Raw genomic sequence first — 14,744 nt, 5'->3', positions numbered from 1 at the left:
CAAAGGAAGGATGCCGCGCCTCCCCGGCGGCTCAGGGCGCAGCTTCTTCCGCATCGATCCCGCATGCACGGTCGGGCGCGCCCCTCCCCCCCGTCCGCGGTCGGTCGCACCGCCCCTCGCGCGCCTCCCGCGCGGCGGCCGGCAGGCGCGCCTCGTTGATGCGCGCCTCGAACATCCCTATCCGCACGCGAGGCCCCCGGCGCCCCAGGGCGATCAGGTACTGCCTCTGCCCGTCCAGGTTTTCGATCCGATCCGGATCGCTCGAGCAGGCGGCCGCGAACGCCGCGCCCCTGCGCGTCAAAACGAAGACCGGTATCGCCCTCGAGAACTGGATACGGGCGCGGGGCTCGATCCGCGCGCGCACCGCTTCCGAAGCGCACCCCCAGACGAGGTCCGCGTGCGCCAGTATCGCGCCGGTGCGGCGGGCGTCCATCCCCGTGGTGCAGACCACCAGCGAGGTGATCGAGGCGCCGCAGCGCTTCCCCATCGCCGCGAACCCGGCCAGCAGGCCGGCGTCGTTTCCCCGCACGGTGGCCGCCACGGCCCTGAATCCGAGCCGCAGGGCCTTCTCGACGCCGCCCGCCTGGTCGATCGACGCATCCGGATACAGCACGCGCCCCCCGGCGGCCTCGATCCGCTGCCGGACGGCCGCGATGGGCGTCGTGAAGAGCACGGTGTGCATCCGGGCGCCGATCCCCTGGACGAGCTCCGGGTCGGAGCAGATCACCGTCCCCGCCCCGTCGCAGACCACGACCGCGGCGTCTATCGTTCGCTTCCGCAGCGCATGCATCAGCATCTCGGATGCGCCGAAGGGGATGGCGGAGGTCCCGCTGCGCAGCACCCTTCGAGGGGTGCAGAAGCCGTAGCGCCGGATCTTCGACTCGATCACCCGGCAGACCGCCCGCCTGAGCGCCTCCCCGTTGCCGCGCGGGCAATCGAAGCCGTCGTACAGGCGCCGCGCGAGGGGGCAGCGCGCAATCGTGGGCGTGCTGGCCGCGACGACCCGCCCCCCGGAGATGGCCACGATCGAGGAAAAGTATCTGACGAGATGGAGATCCACCGGCGCGGCGTTCACCCCGTCTCCTCCGTATCGGCCGCCGCCTACTCCTTCCCGCCGCCTTGGGGGAGCTTTCCGTCCTTGAACTTCTCGACCGCCGTTTGCACGGTCCCGGCGGCGCGGTAGACGGGGATATTCGCCTTCTTCAGCACCTCGTCTGCGTTGGGGCCCACGGAGCCGGTGATCACCGCCTGTACGCCGCGCTCGGCGACGAACTGCGCCGCCTGGATCCCCGCCCCGCCCGCCGCCTGCTGGGCCTGGTTGGGGAGCGCCTCGACCCGCATCAGGTCCGTGTCGACGAGGAGGAAGTACCGGCACCTCCCGAACCTCGGATCGATGAACGACGAGAGGTCCGTTCCCTGGGCCGTCACCACGATCTTCATTGCGCCACCTCCTTTGCGATGCCGGGCGGTACGGACGTCACGCCGCATTCCCCGGCCGTATGCGGCGAAAAATGGAACCGTGCCCCCGCGCGACACGGGGCGACCCGCAGGCACTCCTCGTCGCGCAGGGCGCGCACCGCCTCGCCGCCCGTGCAGTGGCACGGCAGGAGCACCCCCGGCGCCGCCGCCTGGAGCGCCTTCCGCGTCTCCTCCATGCGCCGCTTCTTCGCGTTGCACAGGTGGAAGCCGCCGATGACCGCACGGATCGTTTCGATCCCGCTCACCCTCCGGACGTACCGCAGCGTGTTGATCAGGCCGGCATGGCTGCACCCCACGCATACGATCGCGCCGCCCGGCGTCGCGATCCACAGCGCCTGATCGTCCTCGAGGGCGTCGGGCCGCCGCCTGTGCGGATCCATGAAGAACGGACCGCCGATGTCCTCCCAGGCGGTTTCCCGGGGGATCGGACCGGTCACCCCGATCCCGGGACCGAGGCCGACCGGCGCGAGCGCCTCCACGACCGCCCCGGCGGGCAGCCGCAGGATCGTCTCCCGCACCGCGGCCGGCATGCCGACGGCGCGCGGCTCCTTTCCCGGCGGGACGCTGTAGCGCTCGAGCGCGGCATTCGGATGCATGATCAGCCTCGCGCGGGGCGCGGCGGACAGGACCTCCGCCACCCCTCCCGTGTGGTCGTAGTGGCCGTGGCTCAGCACGAGCGCATCGATCGATCCCAGGCACGCGCCGAGACGGGGGGCGTTGTGCCGCAACGCGGCGCCCTGTCCGGTGTCGAACAGAACGGTGCGCCCGCCCGCCTCGACCAGGAGGGAGAGGCCGTGCTCGGCGCGCAGCCCCTCGCCCGCCTCGTTGTCGACGAGTACGGTGACGGCCGTTTCGTTCACGGGTATCGGTCCCCCCGGCAGCGCATGAACTTCGCCTCCGCCCTGGCTGCGACGCGCGCATCGTCCGCGATTGCTGCGGCGGACCGGTACAAGGGCGGCGTCATCTCCAGCGGGTGCGCCCGCACGTCGAGCACGGCGCCGCAGCGGACCGGCTCCAGGAACCGCACGCGAAGATCCCCTGTCACCGCGCGGACGCCGTGGAGCAACAGGCAGTGCGTCATGGCGGAGTCCAGCGGGCCGCTGATCACGCCGCCGTGAAGGATCCCCTCGTACCCCTGGAACCACGGCAGCGCCTTGAACCGCGCCCTTACCGAGCCGTGCCGGTCTTCGCGGAACCGCGCGCCCAGAGAAAACGGGTTGTGCGTCCCGCAGATCAGGCAATGGCCGTGCCCGTGCGTTTCGGCGCTCGCCGAACGAGGCTCAGTGCTCGCAGGCATTCGCGCCGGTCGTGAGGGATCCCGCCAGGTAGTCCGCCACCAGCTTCTCCGGCGCCTCGGCCGGGGCGCCCACCAGCACCTTGATCCCCTGCGCCGCAAACAGCCCCTGCGCCCGCGAGCCCATCCCCCCGGCGATGATCATGTCAGCGCCGCGTTCCGCGAGCCACGCGGGGAGAACGCCCGGCTCGTGCGGCGGCGGCACGGCGTCCTCGCGCCCGAGAATCTTCTTTTCCGCGGGATCCGCGTCCACCAGGGCGAACGATTCGCAGTGTCCGAAATGCGCGCTGAGTGTGCCTCCCGTGAGCGGTATCGCGATGCGCATGCGTCCCTCCTTGTTGTGGGTGGTTGACGGTACGACGGGCGCCGGCGTCTCCGAGGAGCCGAAACGGGCGAGGATCGAATCGACGATATGGATGAACGCACCCCCGGCCTCCGTCCGGGCGTGCCGGTGGACGTACGGGCGTCCCTCGTCCCCGGTTTCGCCGAGTACGAGGTCGATCGGTATCCGGCCGAGGAACGGCACCCCCGTCTCCGCCGCCATCCGTTCCCCGCCCCCCTTCTTGAAGATGTGGGTGACCAGGCCGCAGCCCGGGCAGGCAAATCCGCTCATGTTCTCCACGACCCCCAAAACCGGCAGGCCGAGGGCGCGGCAGAAGTTGATCGATTTCCTGACGTCCGCGACGGCCACGTCCTGCGGGGTCGTGACGATCAGCGCGGCGGCCCCCTTCCCGACACACTGACAGACGGAGAGCGGTTCGTCGCCCGTCCCGGGCGGGGAATCGACGACGAGATAGTCGAGCGGCCCCCACGCGACGTCCTGGAGGAACTGCCGGATGACGCCCGCCTTCATCGGGCCGCGCCAGATGACCGCGTCGTCGCGCCCCTGCAGGAGGAACCCGACGGACATCACCTTGAGTCCGCCGACCCGCGCCGGAACGATGGCGTCGTCCTCGACCCTGAGCGTCTCGTCGCGCAGCCGGAGCATCCCGGGGACGCTCGGCCCGTGGATGTCTATGTCGAGAAGGCCCACCCGTTTGCCGGCGAGCCCGAGGGCGACCGCGAGGTTTACCGCCACCGTGCTCTTGCCCACGCCCCCCTTCCCCGACAGAACGACGACGGTGTGCCGTATCTCCTTGAGGCGCCGCCGCAGCGCCTCGTCGTCGGTCCCGCCGCGCCGCGGGGGAGGGGAGGGCGCTTCCTTCGCTTTCCGTGCGGCCCCCCGCCGACCCCTGCGCCCGACGAGATCGGACAACGCCTCGGCGAGCGCGGCGGCGGCGAGGATCGCGCAATGCCTCGACTCCTCGGGGAGGCCCCCCGCGGCGGCGGCGACCTCCTCCCCGCCGATCGTTCGCAGCGCCTCTTCCGGCGTCTTCCCCTCTGCCAGCCGGGCGGCGGCGCTCCCGCTCGCGATGGAATGGCCGCAGCCGTCCGTGGTGAAGGAGGCCTGCGCGATGCGCCCCTCTCCCATCCGCAGCCAGATCTCGACGGTGTCGCCGCAGGGGCCCGTGAGCCGGGCGTGGCCGTCCGCGTCCCGCAGGGGGCCGAAGTTGGCCGGCAGCAGTTTGGCGTTCTTCATGAAATCATGGCGCATACAAATCCCTGTGCCGGCCCCCGCGTGTATGCCGGCGGTGCTCCGCCGCATCCCTCCGCGGCTGTTCGCTGTGATCGCTCACCCTCGCAGCATCGGCGTTCCGCACTTCGGGCATTTCAGATCGAAACAGGGGATACCCGCCCGATGAACCGCTCTCGCTCCGCAGGAGGGGCAGACGCAGTCGCCGCCCGGCCCCGCCCCCGGTCTGCTTCCCCCCATTCGCCCCATCCCTCCGCCCGCGCCCATGCCCCGGCCGCGTCCCGTTCCCGGGCCCCGGCCCATCGGCCCCGTCCCGTCTCCCCTCGGCATCGCGCGCCCCCTTTCCGTTACCCGGTTGTACCGTTTCGCGAAAGGATTCCGTTCACCGTGTTCCACAGCCGCCCGATCGCCTGCGCCGCCTCACCGCCGCCGAGCTCGACCACGCTTGTCCCCGCCATCTGCGCCGCGGTGACGGACGGATCGTAGGGGATCCTCCCCGCCGGAGGGGCGGCGCAGGCCCGCGCCTCGGTTTCGATCCCCGCCGCCATCGCCGGGTTGAGATCCCACTTGTTCACGCACACCGCCGCCGGCACCTTGAAATGGCGGGCAAGGGAGAGGACCCGCCGGAGGTCGTGTATGCCGGAGACGGTGGGTTCCGTCACGACCAGCACAAGCGAGGCGCCGCCGAGGGAGGCGATCACCGGGCAGCCGATGCCCGGAGGGCCGTCCACGATGATGAGCGGTCGATTCTCCTCCGCGGCGATGCGGCGCGCCTCCCGGCGGACGGCGGTGACCAGCTTTCCCGAGTTCTCGGCCGCGGCGGCGAGACGCGCGTGCACCATCGGGCCGCACCGGGTGGTTGAAACCATCCATTCGCCGCAGCGCTGCTCGGGGAAATCGATGGCGTGCGCCGGGCAGAACCTGACGCAGACGCCGCACCCCTCGCAGGAGACCGGGTCGATCGTGTAGACCGTTCTTCCGCCCTCATTTGAGTGCGGAACCGCCGCGGCATACCGGCAGAGGGACGCGCACGCGCCGCAGCCGGTGCAGGCGTCGGGATGTATGACGGCCTCGTGTCCGCTGCGGAATTCATGGCGCTCCCGCACCTGCGGCGCGAGGACGAGGTGCAGGTCCGCCGCGTCCACGTCGCAGTCGGCCATGACCGCCTTCCCCGCCAGGACGGCAAAGGCGGCCGTGACGCTCGTCTTGCCGGTTCCCCCTTTGCCGCTGATGATCACGAGTTCCCTGGGCATCCGTATCGGGCCTCCGCGGGCTTCCTCGGCCCGTTGCGCGTCCCGGGGGGCGGCGTGCCGCCCTTGCCCTTGGTCAGCCGTACGATATAGAAATCGGCGTGCGGCTCGCGGTGGATTCGGGCGTGCGCCGCCCCGGGAACAACGTTCCGTGGGAGCCGGACCGCGGCATCCGGCTCCCAGCATCTCGCCGAGCCGAGAACGCCGCGCCTCCTTCGCCTTTTCGCCGCGGCATGCGTGGAACCGGGATTGAGCATGAGGAGCCGGAACGCCTTCCTGATCTTTTCCGGTCCGTCCGCACCGGAGACGCCGAGGATGCGCCGCGCGCGGGTTTCCTTCTCCATCTGTCGGGCGATCCCCGCCTGGAAATCGTAGTCGTTCATCCGTTCCCCGCCGCCGTGTGGTACACGGCGCCGTCCCTGTGCGTCGAGGCGACAAGACGCCGCGCGGCGAGCTCCTGCAGCCGCTTCACCGCCTCGGCGACGTGTATCCCCAGGCCCTCCGCGAGCCCCTGCGCCGTGCAGGGGCGCCTGCGCAGCAAGGCCAGGATATCCTCGTCGCTCGCGGCGCGGTCCGCGCCCGACGGCGGCGCGTTCGCGGGGGGGCAGATCAGCTCCGCCGGCGGGCTGAAGAGGGCGGCAAAGGACTCCATCCGGTGCGTCGGCACGGCGGAGGCGAATGCCTCGCACGGCGGACGCACGACGGTGTTGAGCTGGACCCGTTCCGCCCCGATCCGCCGCGCGAGGGCGGCGAGCTTTTTCACCTCCGCCTCGACCGCGGTGACGCCGGCGAGCAGCATCACCTCCAGCCATACGGATCGAGGAAACCGCGCGGCGAACTCGACGAGTCCTTCCGCCATCGCCTGGAATTCGATCCCCAAATGCGGGCGGTTCACCAGTCGGAACAGCTCCTCGTCGCCCGCGTCGAGCGACGGCAACACGAGATCGGCCCCCATCAGCCCGTCCCTGACCTCGGGGGTCCAGAGGAGCGATCCGTTGGTGAGGACGGCGACGGGGATCCTGGTCAGGGACCTGATCTTTTCGATGCAGTCGCCGATGCGCAGGTTCAGCGTCGGCTCGCCCGATCCCGCCAGACCGATCCAGTCGGGCGAGGGGCCGGCGGAGAGCTTCTCCTTCAGCTCCGCGACGACCTCGTCGATGCAAACGTATTCTTCGCGTCGGAGGGTCTTGCTCGTCGTGCGCCCGAGCTGGCAGTAGACGCAGTCGTAGGTGCAGACCTTGTACGGCACGAGGTCGACGCCAAGGGAGCGTCCCAGGCGCCGCGAGGGGACAGGGCCGTAGACGCGGGAAGGGGGAGGGGTCGTCATCCCGCTCCTCCGCACGGTTTCCCGCACGGCCCGTTCCTGCCGCAGCAGGTCGTGCCGGATGCCTCGAACGAGCAGCCGTTTGCGCCGCGGGCGCGTCCGCCCCCCTTGACGAGGAGACCCGCCCCGCCGCTGATCAGGCGGCGGACCTTCCCGCCGCAGTCGGGACAGTTTGAAACCGGGGCGTTGGAGATGGCCTGCCGGCGCTCGAACCTCCCGCCGCACTCCGAGCACTCGTACTCATAGGTCGGCACGGCTCATCTCCTTTCGGCGGCGCGGCCGCCCATCGCGTTCTCCAGGAGACGCTCGAACAGCGCCCGGTATCCCGGGAGGGCATCCAGGAGCAGTTCTCCCCGGGAATACGCCTCCGCGATTTTGCGGTCGTCCGGGATCTCCGCGAGGATCGGCACCCCCTCCTTTTCGCAGAAGCGGCGGACCCGGTCATCCCCGATCCCGACGCGGTTGACGACCACGCCGAAGGGGACCCCGATCCCGCGCGCCATCTCCACGGCGAGCGTGAGGTCGTGCAGGCCGAACGGCGTGGGCTCGGTGACCAGCAGGGCCAGATTCGCCCCGCGGATTGCGGCGATCACCGGGCACGAGGTCCCGGGGGGCGCATCCAGGATCGCGGGTATGTCGCCCCGCAGGCGTGCCTTCACCGCCCGGATGAGCGGCGGCGCCATCGCCGCGCCGACGTCGAGGCGCCCCTGGACAAGCGTGATCGCGCCCGTCTGCTTCGTCTCGACGATCCCGATGCGCCGGTCCCGCTCGCGGATGGCGCCTCGCGGGCAGACCCGCGCGCATCCGCCGCATCCGTGGCACATCTCCGGGAAGACGACCGGGGGACCGGACCCGAAGGCGGCGATGGCGTGGTATTCGCAGAACCGGCCGCATTCGCCGCATGCGTCGCACAGGGCCGCGTCCACCTCGGGGACGGGGATCGAGACGATCTCCGAAACAGCCCCTTCCCCGCGCAGGAACAGGTGGCAGTTGGGCTCCTCCACGTCGCAGTCCAGGAGCTGGACCGGCGCCGCGAACGTGCGCGCCAGATTCAGGGCGACGGTCGTCTTGCCGGTCCCTCCCTTGCCCGAGGCGATCGCCAGGATCATGGATCTTCCCGCCGTGTTTTCATCCGGGTGCCTCCGCGGCGCCTACTTCTCCGCCGCCGCTTCGACCTCGCTGAGGCGCTTCTTGATCATCTCCAGCTCGGACTGCAGGGCGTCGGCCTGGCGCTTCAACGCCAGCTTCTCCATCTCGGGATCGGGATCCCCGACGTACGGAGCGGGAAACCCGCCCACCCCCGCCGGGCCCGCCGCCCAGCGCCAGTTCCGCCAGCCCCGTCCGAAGCCCATCCCGAAGCCGCGTCCGCGCCCGAAGCCCATCCCGAAGCCGCGTCCGCGCCCGTATCCCGGCCCGAACCCGCCTCCCACGCCTGGGTTGGCGTAGCCAGGCGTTCCAAACCCCGCGCAGTATCCGGCCGCCCTTCCCGTCATCGGGCCCATTCCCGCGGGCCCCGTTCCATCTCCCCGTGGCATCGTCGCACCCTCCTTTCCGTATGTCTGTTTAGTCACCGATCGATTCTTCCCCGCCGGCATCCGCCCCGGCGGCCCCTCCCGCGGCCGCGCCACCCGACGCGCCCGCAACAGCCCGGCATGGCAAATGCGTCGCTCCGCAGGGCGTCCGCCCGCCATGCCCGGATGATCTCCTTCAAATCTCCCGCGATGAACGGGAACACCCGTATGCCGGATGAGACGATCATCTCGTGCAGGGGCCTCGAAATCGCCCCGCAGACGAGCGTGTCGACGCCGAGCTCGGCGAGACGAAGCGCCCGCTGCGCCGGAAGGCCCTCGCCAAGATGCTCCCGCGATTCCGCGGCGATTTCCCCCCCGTCGGTTTCAACGAGGCGGATCTCCCGTGCCGTGTCAAAGACCGGCGCAATCCGATTGTCCCAACAGGCGAATGCCGCCTTGCTCATATGGGATCCCGAGGTCCTTTCTTACCTTGAGGGAAGCATATGTCGTTCCACCCTGACTGGAATGGGGTGCTAACATTTATCATTTTGCCCGGGAATACGTTACGAGTTATGGGCGGCGCGGGATGATCGAAGCTGAGTTGCATGTGCGCAACCCATGGGGCGAAATACAGTAGCGGATGCGCTACTGCGAGCGCGCGTTCCGGCGACGGCCGTCGCGGTCCGGGAGGCGTATGCGGAGCTTCTTGATCCTGCGGAACAGGGTGGTCTTGTGGATTCCGAGCTCGCGCGCGGCTGCAAGGCGGCTGCCGCCGCTCTTCTCGAGCGCGGCGCGGATGGCCTGGGCATCCAAAAGCTCATGGGAGGAGCGTATCGCGGACCCCGACGGTGCGGCATGCGCCGTCAGCTCCTCCGGGAGGTGTTCGATCCCGATGAGCCCGTCCGCGCACAGGATGAAGGAGCGTTCGATGACGTTTTCGAGTTCACGCACGTTCCCGGGCCACTGGTGGGCCATCAGGAGCGAGAGCGCCTCGGGGGCGATCCCGGGGACGGCCTTTCCCTGCATGCGGTTGAACCGTTCGATGAACTGGCCCGCCAGAAGGGGGATGTCCTCCTTGCGCCGGCGAAGGGGGGGGAGTTCCACGCGGATCACGTTCACGCGGTAGTAGAGATCCTCCCGGAACGCGCCCGCCTGAACGCGCGCGGCCAGGTCCCGGTGCGTGGCGACGATGATCCGCGCGTCCGTCGATTCCGAGCGGGTCGCTCCCAGCGGTTCGTAGGTCCTGTCCTGCAGTACCCGCAGGAGACGGACCTGGAGTGCCGGGCTCACCTCGCCGATCTCGTCGAGGAAGAGGGTGCCGCCGCGCGCAAGGGAGAAGCGCCCCGGTTTGTCCCTCTCCGCCCCGGTGAACGCCCCCGCCTTGTAGCCGAAAAGCTCCGATTCGAGAAGCGTGTCGGGCAGCGAACCGCAGCTGACGGCGATGAACGGGCCCCTGCGGCGGGGGCTGAGGGAGTGGATCGTGCGCGCCACGACCTCCTTGCCCGTTCCGGTTTCCCCCGAAACGAGGACCGTGCTCGGGCTGGCGGCGATGGCCGGGAGCATCTCGAATACCCTTTGCATCAGGGGGCTGCGACTCGCGAGGTCGCCGATCCTCCATTTCCCCTCGAGTGCGCGGCGGAGGGCCTCGATCTCGCGAAGGTCCCGGAACGTCTCCGCGCCCCCGATGAGACGGCCGGCCGCGTCCCGCAGCACGGCGGTGGAGACGCTGATGGGGATCCGTTCGCCGGCGGCGGTGACGATGTAGCCGGAACGGCCGATGACCGGCGCGCCTGTCTTGAGGGTGCGGCGCAGCGCGCAGTGGGCCTCGCACATGCTGGAACGGAACACCTCCATGCAGAGCCGGCCGATCGCCTCCCGGCGCGGAACGCCGGTGATCTCCTCGGCCGCGCGGTTGAACGAGGTGATGCGCCATGTATCGTCGACGGTGAAGACGCCGTCCGAGATGCTCTCCAGGATGGCCCCGGTCGGCGCCCCGATCCCCGTCTCTTTCCGCCTCGTTCTGCGCGCGGTCACCGGACGGTCCCTTCGTTCCTGAACGCCGTCACCAGCCGCATCCCCTCGATCATCCGGAACGGGGCGCCCTGCAGGATGCACGGCAGCGCCTGCGCCGGGTCGGCGACGAGGGCGGCGCAGATCGCGTCGACCCCGTGCCGGAAGAGAACGGGGGAGAGGGGGGTGGTCGGGCCCAGGACCAGCGTGTAGGCGTTCGGGCACAGGGCCAGGAGCTCCCCGGCGGTGTGGTTGATGAAGGAGCTCCCGGTGACGGCGACGACCTCGGCTTCGGGGAGGATGCGGCGCGCCTCCTCGACCCCCTCGCGCCCCTCCCACGGGGGCCGGTGCGCCACGCGGAGGCTCGCGGCCGCAGCGCGGATCCGTTCGAGGAACGGGAACGACCCCACGACGGCCACTCGTTTCCCCCGGCCCTTCTCCGCGACGAGCTGCGCCGCGTTGATCTCGTGCAACACGAACTGTTCCGGGTCGAGGAGGGAGTTGACCGCGGCCATCCCGAGCGACGCCTCCAGGAGGCGGTCGGAGAGGGCGTACGCGGCGACCTCGCGCGCGGGCCGGCCGACGAGTGTCCCGGCCGCCTGCACCCAGGCCGGTTGGGATCCGCCGCACGGGTCGCGGAACGCCGAGGAGAGACCCCATTGCGCGCTGCGGACGGCGACGTCGAACGAGCAGACGTACGCCTCCTCCACCGCCGGGCCCGCGGGGAGCGAGTCGAGTATCTCCTCAAGCAGCTTCATCCGTCTTCCTCACCCCCCGGCGAGCGCCTGCCTGATGCGCCGGTGGATCTCCCGCAGGCGGGCGGCCAGCCCCGCCTCCGCATCCTCCACCGCCGGCCGGCCGGCGACGGCCGCATCGATGAACGCCGGATGGAACGGGATCGACCCCGCCAGGGGCAGGGCGTGGCCCACGCAGTACCGCTCCGTCTGCCGGGCGAGGTTCCGATCCGTGTCGCAGCGGTTGAGCACGACCATCGCCCCGATCCTGAAATGCGCGAACAGACGGCGAAGGCGTTCCAGATCGTGCAGCGCGCCCCTTCCCGGCTCGGTGACGATCACCGCCGCCTCCCGTGCCGAAGTGGGGGCCGACGGTCGCCGACGGTGCAACCTGCAGCGCGCCCGCCTTGAGCGCCCGCAGCGCATCCTCGACCGTTCCGCTGATGCCGGTGTAGACCTTGATCCCGGCCGCGCCGAGCACGCGCGCCGCGTTGGGACCGACGTTTCCGGTGAGGACTGCCTCCGCGCCGAGGGAGGCCGCGAACTGGCCCGCCTGGATCCCCGCGCCCCCCGCCGCCTGGCGGGAGTCGTTGGGGTAGGGGACGGCGTCCATCGAATCGATGTCGACCAGCATGAAAAACGCGCACCGTCCGAATCGGGGATCGATCGGGGAGGTAAGCTCCTGCCCCGACGAGGTGACGACGACCTTCATTGCGCTCCTCCTTTCAATCTGATGCTCCCCCCCTCCAGGCGGAGGGCCTTGCCGTTCACCAGCGCATCGGCGATCTTCCGGTGCGCCGACACGATGAGGCGGGAGAAGGTGGGGCGGGAGATGTTCATCCCCCGTGCCGCCTGCTCCTGGTACGCGCCCTCGAGGTCCGCCAGGCGTATCGCCTCGACCTCATCCAGCGACACGACGATCTCCTCGAGCATGCGAAGCGGCACCCCGGCCGGCTTGAAGTACGTCACATCCGGCATGGCGCTGATCTGCCTGGTGCATTTCGGCCTCGACATGGATCCCCTCGCGTTGCACGATTTTATTATGAACTAATGTTCATTATGGCGCAACGGAAAACCGCCGCGGAACAAATGCGGCAGGACGGGAAAGGCGTCAGCGCAGGATACCCGCGGCGGGAAGCGGCAGGCGCCTGCCCAACAGGCACAGTGCGGACGCGAGGCCCCGGAGGATCCATCGCCCGTAAACGCGCCCGGCGATAAGGGCTCTCCACTGCGCGCCGCATTGTCGTGATCGTCTTTGCGCACGGCCCGGTGCGGGAAGCTTGTTCACGCGGGACTTGGACGCAGGATGCCGACGGGGTAGACTATCCGGGGCGGACCGAGGATGGGGGAGAGGGGATTGCGGTCGATGCGAGGCTACGCGTGCGGGCTGGCGGTGTTCGTCTGCGGCGCGGCGGTGATGAGCTTCGAGCTTGCCGGGTCGCGCGTGCTCGCCCCGTACGCGGGGACCTCCCTGCGCGTCTGGACCAATCTCCTCGGCGTGATCCTGGCGAGCCTGAGCGCCGGCTACTGGGCGGGAGGGCGGCTCGCGGACAGGCGGCCGGATCCCCGTCTCCTCTCCTCCCTGATACTTGCGGCGGGGGCGTGCGTGGGCCTGACGGCGCTGCTCAGGGACCGTCTGCCCTCCGCCCTGCAGGCCCGAATCGAGGGGCCGGGCGCCCTCTCCCTGCTCGCCTCGCTCGCGCTCTTCGCGCCCGCGAACGTCCTCCTCGGCGCGGTCTCCCCCTTCGCCGCGCGGCTCCGCATACGGGACCCGGGCAGCTCGGGGGCGACCGTCGGCGCCCTCTACGCCCTCTCGGCGCTCGGGAGCATCGCCGGGACGTTCCTCGCGGGGTTCGTCCTCATCCCGCTCTGGGGGAGCGGGCGCCTCCTCTTCGCGCTCGCGGCGGGCCTGGCGCTTCTCTCCCTCCTGTTCCGCGGAGGCCGCCGGGCGCAGGCGCGGAGCGCCGTCCTGCTGCTTCTTTTCGCGGCCGGCGGCCTCGCGCCGGGGGCGGCGGGGGATGGTCTGCTCCTCGATCTGGATACGCCGTACAACCGGATCCGAGTCTGCGAGGAGACGGACGAGGAGACCGGCAGGCCGGTCCGCGTCCTGTCCACGGATCCGTACGGGCAGGAGTCGGCCGTCTTCCTGGACGGGGACGGCCTGGTCTTCGACTACCACACATTCTTCCGGCTCGGAGAGCATCTCGTGCCCGGCTTCAGGCGGGTCGCGCTGATCGGCGGAGGGGCGTACGCGTACCCGAACTGGTTCATCCGGCGGTACCCCGGCGCACGCATCGATGTGGCGGAGATCGATCCCGCACTCACGGCGGTCGCGCGACGCTTCTTCGGCCTGCGCGACCATCCGCGGCTGAGTATCCTGCACGAGGACGGGCGGCTGTTCCTCAACAGGCGCGGCGAGCGGTACGATCTGATCATCGTCGACGCCTTCAGGGACGCCAGTTGCGTCCCGCACCACCTGACGACGGTCGAGGCGGTGCGGAGGATGCGTGCGCGGCTCGCGGACGGCGGGGCGGTGCTCGTGAACATCATCGGCTCCGTGGAGGGGCCGCACGGCAGGTTCACGCGCGCCGAGTACGCCACCTACCGGGCGGTGTTCCCGCGCGTCGACCTGTTCCCGGTCGGCCTGCCGGGCGACGGCGAGCGGGTGCAGAACATCGTCCTCGCCGCCTCGTCGACGCCCCGCCCCTCCGTTTCGGGGGAGGCGGAACTGGACCGCATCCTCGAACACCGATGGAGAGGGGGGGTGGCCTCCGACGTCCCGGTGCTGACCGACGACCGCGCCCCGGTGGAATATTACCTCGACGGGGTGCGGTGAGGGCGGGAACCTCGCCGCCCCGTTGGCGCGGAATCGTCGAGGATGTATACTGGAGGCGGAACGGCGGACCCTCTTCGGGAAAGGAGTCGATCGAATGAAACTGCGCAGCGTGACGATCGGGTGCCTGCTCGCCGCCCGCGGGGTCTTGGCCGGCGAAATCGAACTGCAGAAGGGGGCGGTGATGGTCCACCCGCCGGACGCCGAAGGCGCCGCCTGCATCGCGGGCCTCCCGGGCTGCGTCACGGGCTGGCAGCCGATCCGGGTCAGCGCGCGGAACCGGGCCACCGGCGCGGTTGCGCACGGCACCGTCTCCGGCGACGGGGGCTTCTCCCTCAGCATCCCCGCCTCCGCGGGGGATGCCGTGAAGCTGACCTTCATCTCCCGCGGCGGGGACGACAAGGATATGACCGTGAAGGTCCCCGGCACGCGCGCGGCGCGGGGGAGGGAGCGGACGGAGGTGAACGTGGATCTGGGCGCGTTCTCGCGGTTCGGGGCGCCCGAGGTGGTGCAGGTGAAGCCCGACGGCAAGGGGGGGACGAGGGTGCACGTGGGGCGGCGCCCGGTCACGCCGTCGCCCGCGCCCGCGGTGACCGGGTCTCCCGCGCCCGCGGAAACCGCCTCGCCCGCCCCCGCGGAAACCCCCTCGCTCGCGCCCGCGGATCTCTCCAGGTCGCCCGCGGGCGACCCCCAGGCCGACGGCTGAACGTCCGGCCGCCTCCGATGGCCCGGTGCG

The 14,744-nt window shown here is 70.7% G+C and carries 18 protein-coding genes; 2 read left to right on the top strand and 16 right to left on the bottom strand.

What is annotated here, in order from left to right:
- Positions 1 to 31 precede the first annotated feature (31 nt).
- From GXY35_07450 to GXY35_07375, 16 genes are all read right to left on the bottom strand, one after another.
- Positions 32 to 1,075: a DUF2099 family protein gene (locus GXY35_07450; GenBank protein ID NLW94409.1), complete on the bottom strand. Its 1,044-nt coding sequence runs from the start codon at positions 1,073 to 1,075 to the stop codon at positions 32 to 34.
- A gap of 26 nt (positions 1,076 to 1,101) precedes the next feature.
- Entirely contained in the window at positions 1,102 to 1,440 is a 339-nt protein-coding gene (locus tag GXY35_07445; protein NLW94408.1) for a dinitrogenase iron-molybdenum cofactor biosynthesis protein, read from the bottom strand.
- Positions 1,437 to 2,339 (bottom strand): MBL fold metallo-hydrolase, encoded by a 903-nt coding sequence (locus tag GXY35_07440; GenBank protein NLW94407.1) that lies wholly within the window; start codon positions 2,337 to 2,339, stop codon positions 1,437 to 1,439. The genes GXY35_07445 and GXY35_07440 overlap by 4 nt, the downstream gene beginning before the upstream one ends.
- The gene (locus GXY35_07435; protein ID NLW94406.1) at positions 2,336 to 2,776 is read right to left on the bottom strand and encodes a PaaI family thioesterase; all 441 of its coding nucleotides are present in this window, start codon (positions 2,774 to 2,776) and stop codon (positions 2,336 to 2,338) included. The genes GXY35_07440 and GXY35_07435 overlap by 4 nt, the downstream gene beginning before the upstream one ends.
- Positions 2,760 to 4,244, bottom strand: coding sequence for a P-loop NTPase (locus GXY35_07430; protein ID NLW94405.1), 1,485 nt, complete (start codon positions 4,242 to 4,244; stop codon positions 2,760 to 2,762). Before GXY35_07430 ends, GXY35_07435 begins: the two co-directional genes overlap by 17 nt.
- Positions 4,245 to 4,693: 449 nt before the next feature.
- Positions 4,694 to 5,599, bottom strand: coding sequence for a 4Fe-4S dicluster domain-containing protein (locus tag GXY35_07425; protein NLW94404.1), 906 nt, complete (start codon positions 5,597 to 5,599; stop codon positions 4,694 to 4,696).
- Positions 5,581 to 5,979: a hypothetical protein gene (locus tag GXY35_07420; GenBank protein NLW94403.1), complete on the bottom strand. Its 399-nt coding sequence runs from the start codon at positions 5,977 to 5,979 to the stop codon at positions 5,581 to 5,583. Before GXY35_07420 ends, GXY35_07425 begins: the two co-directional genes overlap by 19 nt.
- Complete coding sequence (locus GXY35_07415) at positions 5,976 to 6,923, bottom strand: radical SAM protein (protein NLW94402.1); 948 nt, start codon at positions 6,921 to 6,923, stop codon at positions 5,976 to 5,978. Before GXY35_07415 ends, GXY35_07420 begins: the two co-directional genes overlap by 4 nt.
- A complete protein-coding gene (locus GXY35_07410; GenBank protein NLW94401.1) occupies positions 6,920 to 7,174 on the bottom strand; it encodes a zinc ribbon domain-containing protein in 255 nt (84 codons plus the stop codon). Before GXY35_07410 ends, GXY35_07415 begins: the two co-directional genes overlap by 4 nt.
- 3 nt (positions 7,175 to 7,177) lie before the next feature.
- Complete coding sequence (locus GXY35_07405; protein NLW94400.1) at positions 7,178 to 8,029, bottom strand: P-loop NTPase; 852 nt, start codon at positions 8,027 to 8,029, stop codon at positions 7,178 to 7,180.
- A gap of 42 nt (positions 8,030 to 8,071) precedes the next feature.
- Positions 8,072 to 8,455 (bottom strand): DUF5320 domain-containing protein, encoded by a 384-nt coding sequence (locus tag GXY35_07400; GenBank protein ID NLW94399.1) that lies wholly within the window; start codon positions 8,453 to 8,455, stop codon positions 8,072 to 8,074.
- 32 nt (positions 8,456 to 8,487) lie between these two features.
- Positions 8,488 to 8,895: a hypothetical protein gene (locus GXY35_07395; GenBank protein NLW94398.1), complete on the bottom strand. Its 408-nt coding sequence runs from the start codon at positions 8,893 to 8,895 to the stop codon at positions 8,488 to 8,490.
- Between the two features lie 181 nt (positions 8,896 to 9,076).
- The gene (locus GXY35_07390) at positions 9,077 to 10,465 is read right to left on the bottom strand and encodes a sigma 54-interacting transcriptional regulator (GenBank protein NLW94397.1); all 1,389 of its coding nucleotides are present in this window, start codon (positions 10,463 to 10,465) and stop codon (positions 9,077 to 9,079) included.
- Positions 10,462 to 11,199 carry a DUF364 domain-containing protein gene (locus GXY35_07385; GenBank protein ID NLW94396.1) on the bottom strand — a complete coding sequence of 246 codons (738 nt, stop codon included), beginning with the start codon at positions 11,197 to 11,199 and terminating at the stop codon, positions 10,462 to 10,464. The genes GXY35_07390 and GXY35_07385 overlap by 4 nt, the downstream gene beginning before the upstream one ends.
- Positions 11,186 to 11,887, bottom strand: a complete 702-nt coding sequence (locus tag GXY35_07380; GenBank protein NLW94395.1) for a hypothetical protein — start codon at positions 11,885 to 11,887, stop codon at positions 11,186 to 11,188. The genes GXY35_07385 and GXY35_07380 overlap by 14 nt, the downstream gene beginning before the upstream one ends.
- A complete protein-coding gene (locus tag GXY35_07375; protein ID NLW94394.1) occupies positions 11,884 to 12,189 on the bottom strand; it encodes a DUF134 domain-containing protein in 306 nt (101 codons plus the stop codon). Before GXY35_07375 ends, GXY35_07380 begins: the two co-directional genes overlap by 4 nt.
- 352 nt (positions 12,190 to 12,541) lie before the next feature.
- Here GXY35_07375 and GXY35_07370 point away from each other — a divergent pair, with 352 nt between their 5' ends.
- Together GXY35_07370 and GXY35_07365 are read left to right on the top strand one after the other, a co-directional pair.
- The gene (locus GXY35_07370; GenBank protein NLW94393.1) at positions 12,542 to 14,011 is read left to right on the top strand and encodes a fused MFS/spermidine synthase; all 1,470 of its coding nucleotides are present in this window, start codon (positions 12,542 to 12,544) and stop codon (positions 14,009 to 14,011) included.
- Positions 14,012 to 14,105: 94 nt separating this feature from the next.
- Positions 14,106 to 14,714 (top strand): hypothetical protein, encoded by a 609-nt coding sequence (locus GXY35_07365; protein NLW94392.1) that lies wholly within the window; start codon positions 14,106 to 14,108, stop codon positions 14,712 to 14,714.
- The last annotated feature ends 30 nt before the right edge of the window (positions 14,715 to 14,744 follow it).

Source organism: Chlamydiota bacterium, assembly GCA_012729785.1.
Classification (GTDB): Bacteria; Auribacterota; Tritonobacteria; order UBA1439; family UBA1439; genus UBA1439.
This window is presented reverse-complemented; position numbering and strand designations above follow the sequence as displayed.

What these genes read in the sequence shown, in the direction of transcription:
- GXY35_07445 (NLW94408.1), bottom strand. Translation starts at nt 1,440, where the DNA reads ATGAAGATCGTGGTGACGGCCCAGGGAACGGACCTCTCGTCGTTCATC.
- GXY35_07435 (NLW94406.1), bottom strand. Translation starts at nt 2,776, where the DNA reads ATGCCTGCGAGCACTGAGCCTCGTTCGGCGAGCGCCGAAACGCACGGG.
- GXY35_07430 (NLW94405.1), bottom strand. Translation starts at nt 4,244, where the DNA reads ATGGGAGAGGGGCGCATCGCGCAGGCCTCCTTCACCACGGACGGCTGC.
- GXY35_07425 (NLW94404.1), bottom strand. Translation starts at nt 5,599, where the DNA reads ATGCCCAGGGAACTCGTGATCATCAGCGGCAAAGGGGGAACCGGCAAG.
- GXY35_07420 (NLW94403.1), bottom strand. Translation starts at nt 5,979, where the DNA reads ATGAACGACTACGATTTCCAGGCGGGGATCGCCCGACAGATGGAGAAG.
- GXY35_07415 (NLW94402.1), bottom strand. Translation starts at nt 6,923, where the DNA reads ATGACGACCCCTCCCCCTTCCCGCGTCTACGGCCCTGTCCCCTCGCGG.
- GXY35_07405 (NLW94400.1), bottom strand. Translation starts at nt 8,029, where the DNA reads ATGATCCTGGCGATCGCCTCGGGCAAGGGAGGGACCGGCAAGACGACC.
- GXY35_07400 (NLW94399.1), bottom strand. Translation starts at nt 8,455, where the DNA reads ATGCCACGGGGAGATGGAACGGGGCCCGCGGGAATGGGCCCGATGACG.
- GXY35_07395 (NLW94398.1), bottom strand. Translation starts at nt 8,895, where the DNA reads ATGAGCAAGGCGGCATTCGCCTGTTGGGACAATCGGATTGCGCCGGTC.
- GXY35_07385 (NLW94396.1), bottom strand. Translation starts at nt 11,199, where the DNA reads ATGAAGCTGCTTGAGGAGATACTCGACTCGCTCCCCGCGGGCCCGGCG.
- GXY35_07380 (NLW94395.1), bottom strand. Translation starts at nt 11,887, where the DNA reads ATGAAGGTCGTCGTCACCTCGTCGGGGCAGGAGCTTACCTCCCCGATC.
- GXY35_07375 (NLW94394.1), bottom strand. Translation starts at nt 12,189, where the DNA reads ATGTCGAGGCCGAAATGCACCAGGCAGATCAGCGCCATGCCGGATGTG.
- GXY35_07370 (NLW94393.1), top strand. Translation starts at nt 12,542, where the DNA reads ATGCGAGGCTACGCGTGCGGGCTGGCGGTGTTCGTCTGCGGCGCGGCG.
- GXY35_07365 (NLW94392.1), top strand. Translation starts at nt 14,106, where the DNA reads ATGAAACTGCGCAGCGTGACGATCGGGTGCCTGCTCGCCGCCCGCGGG.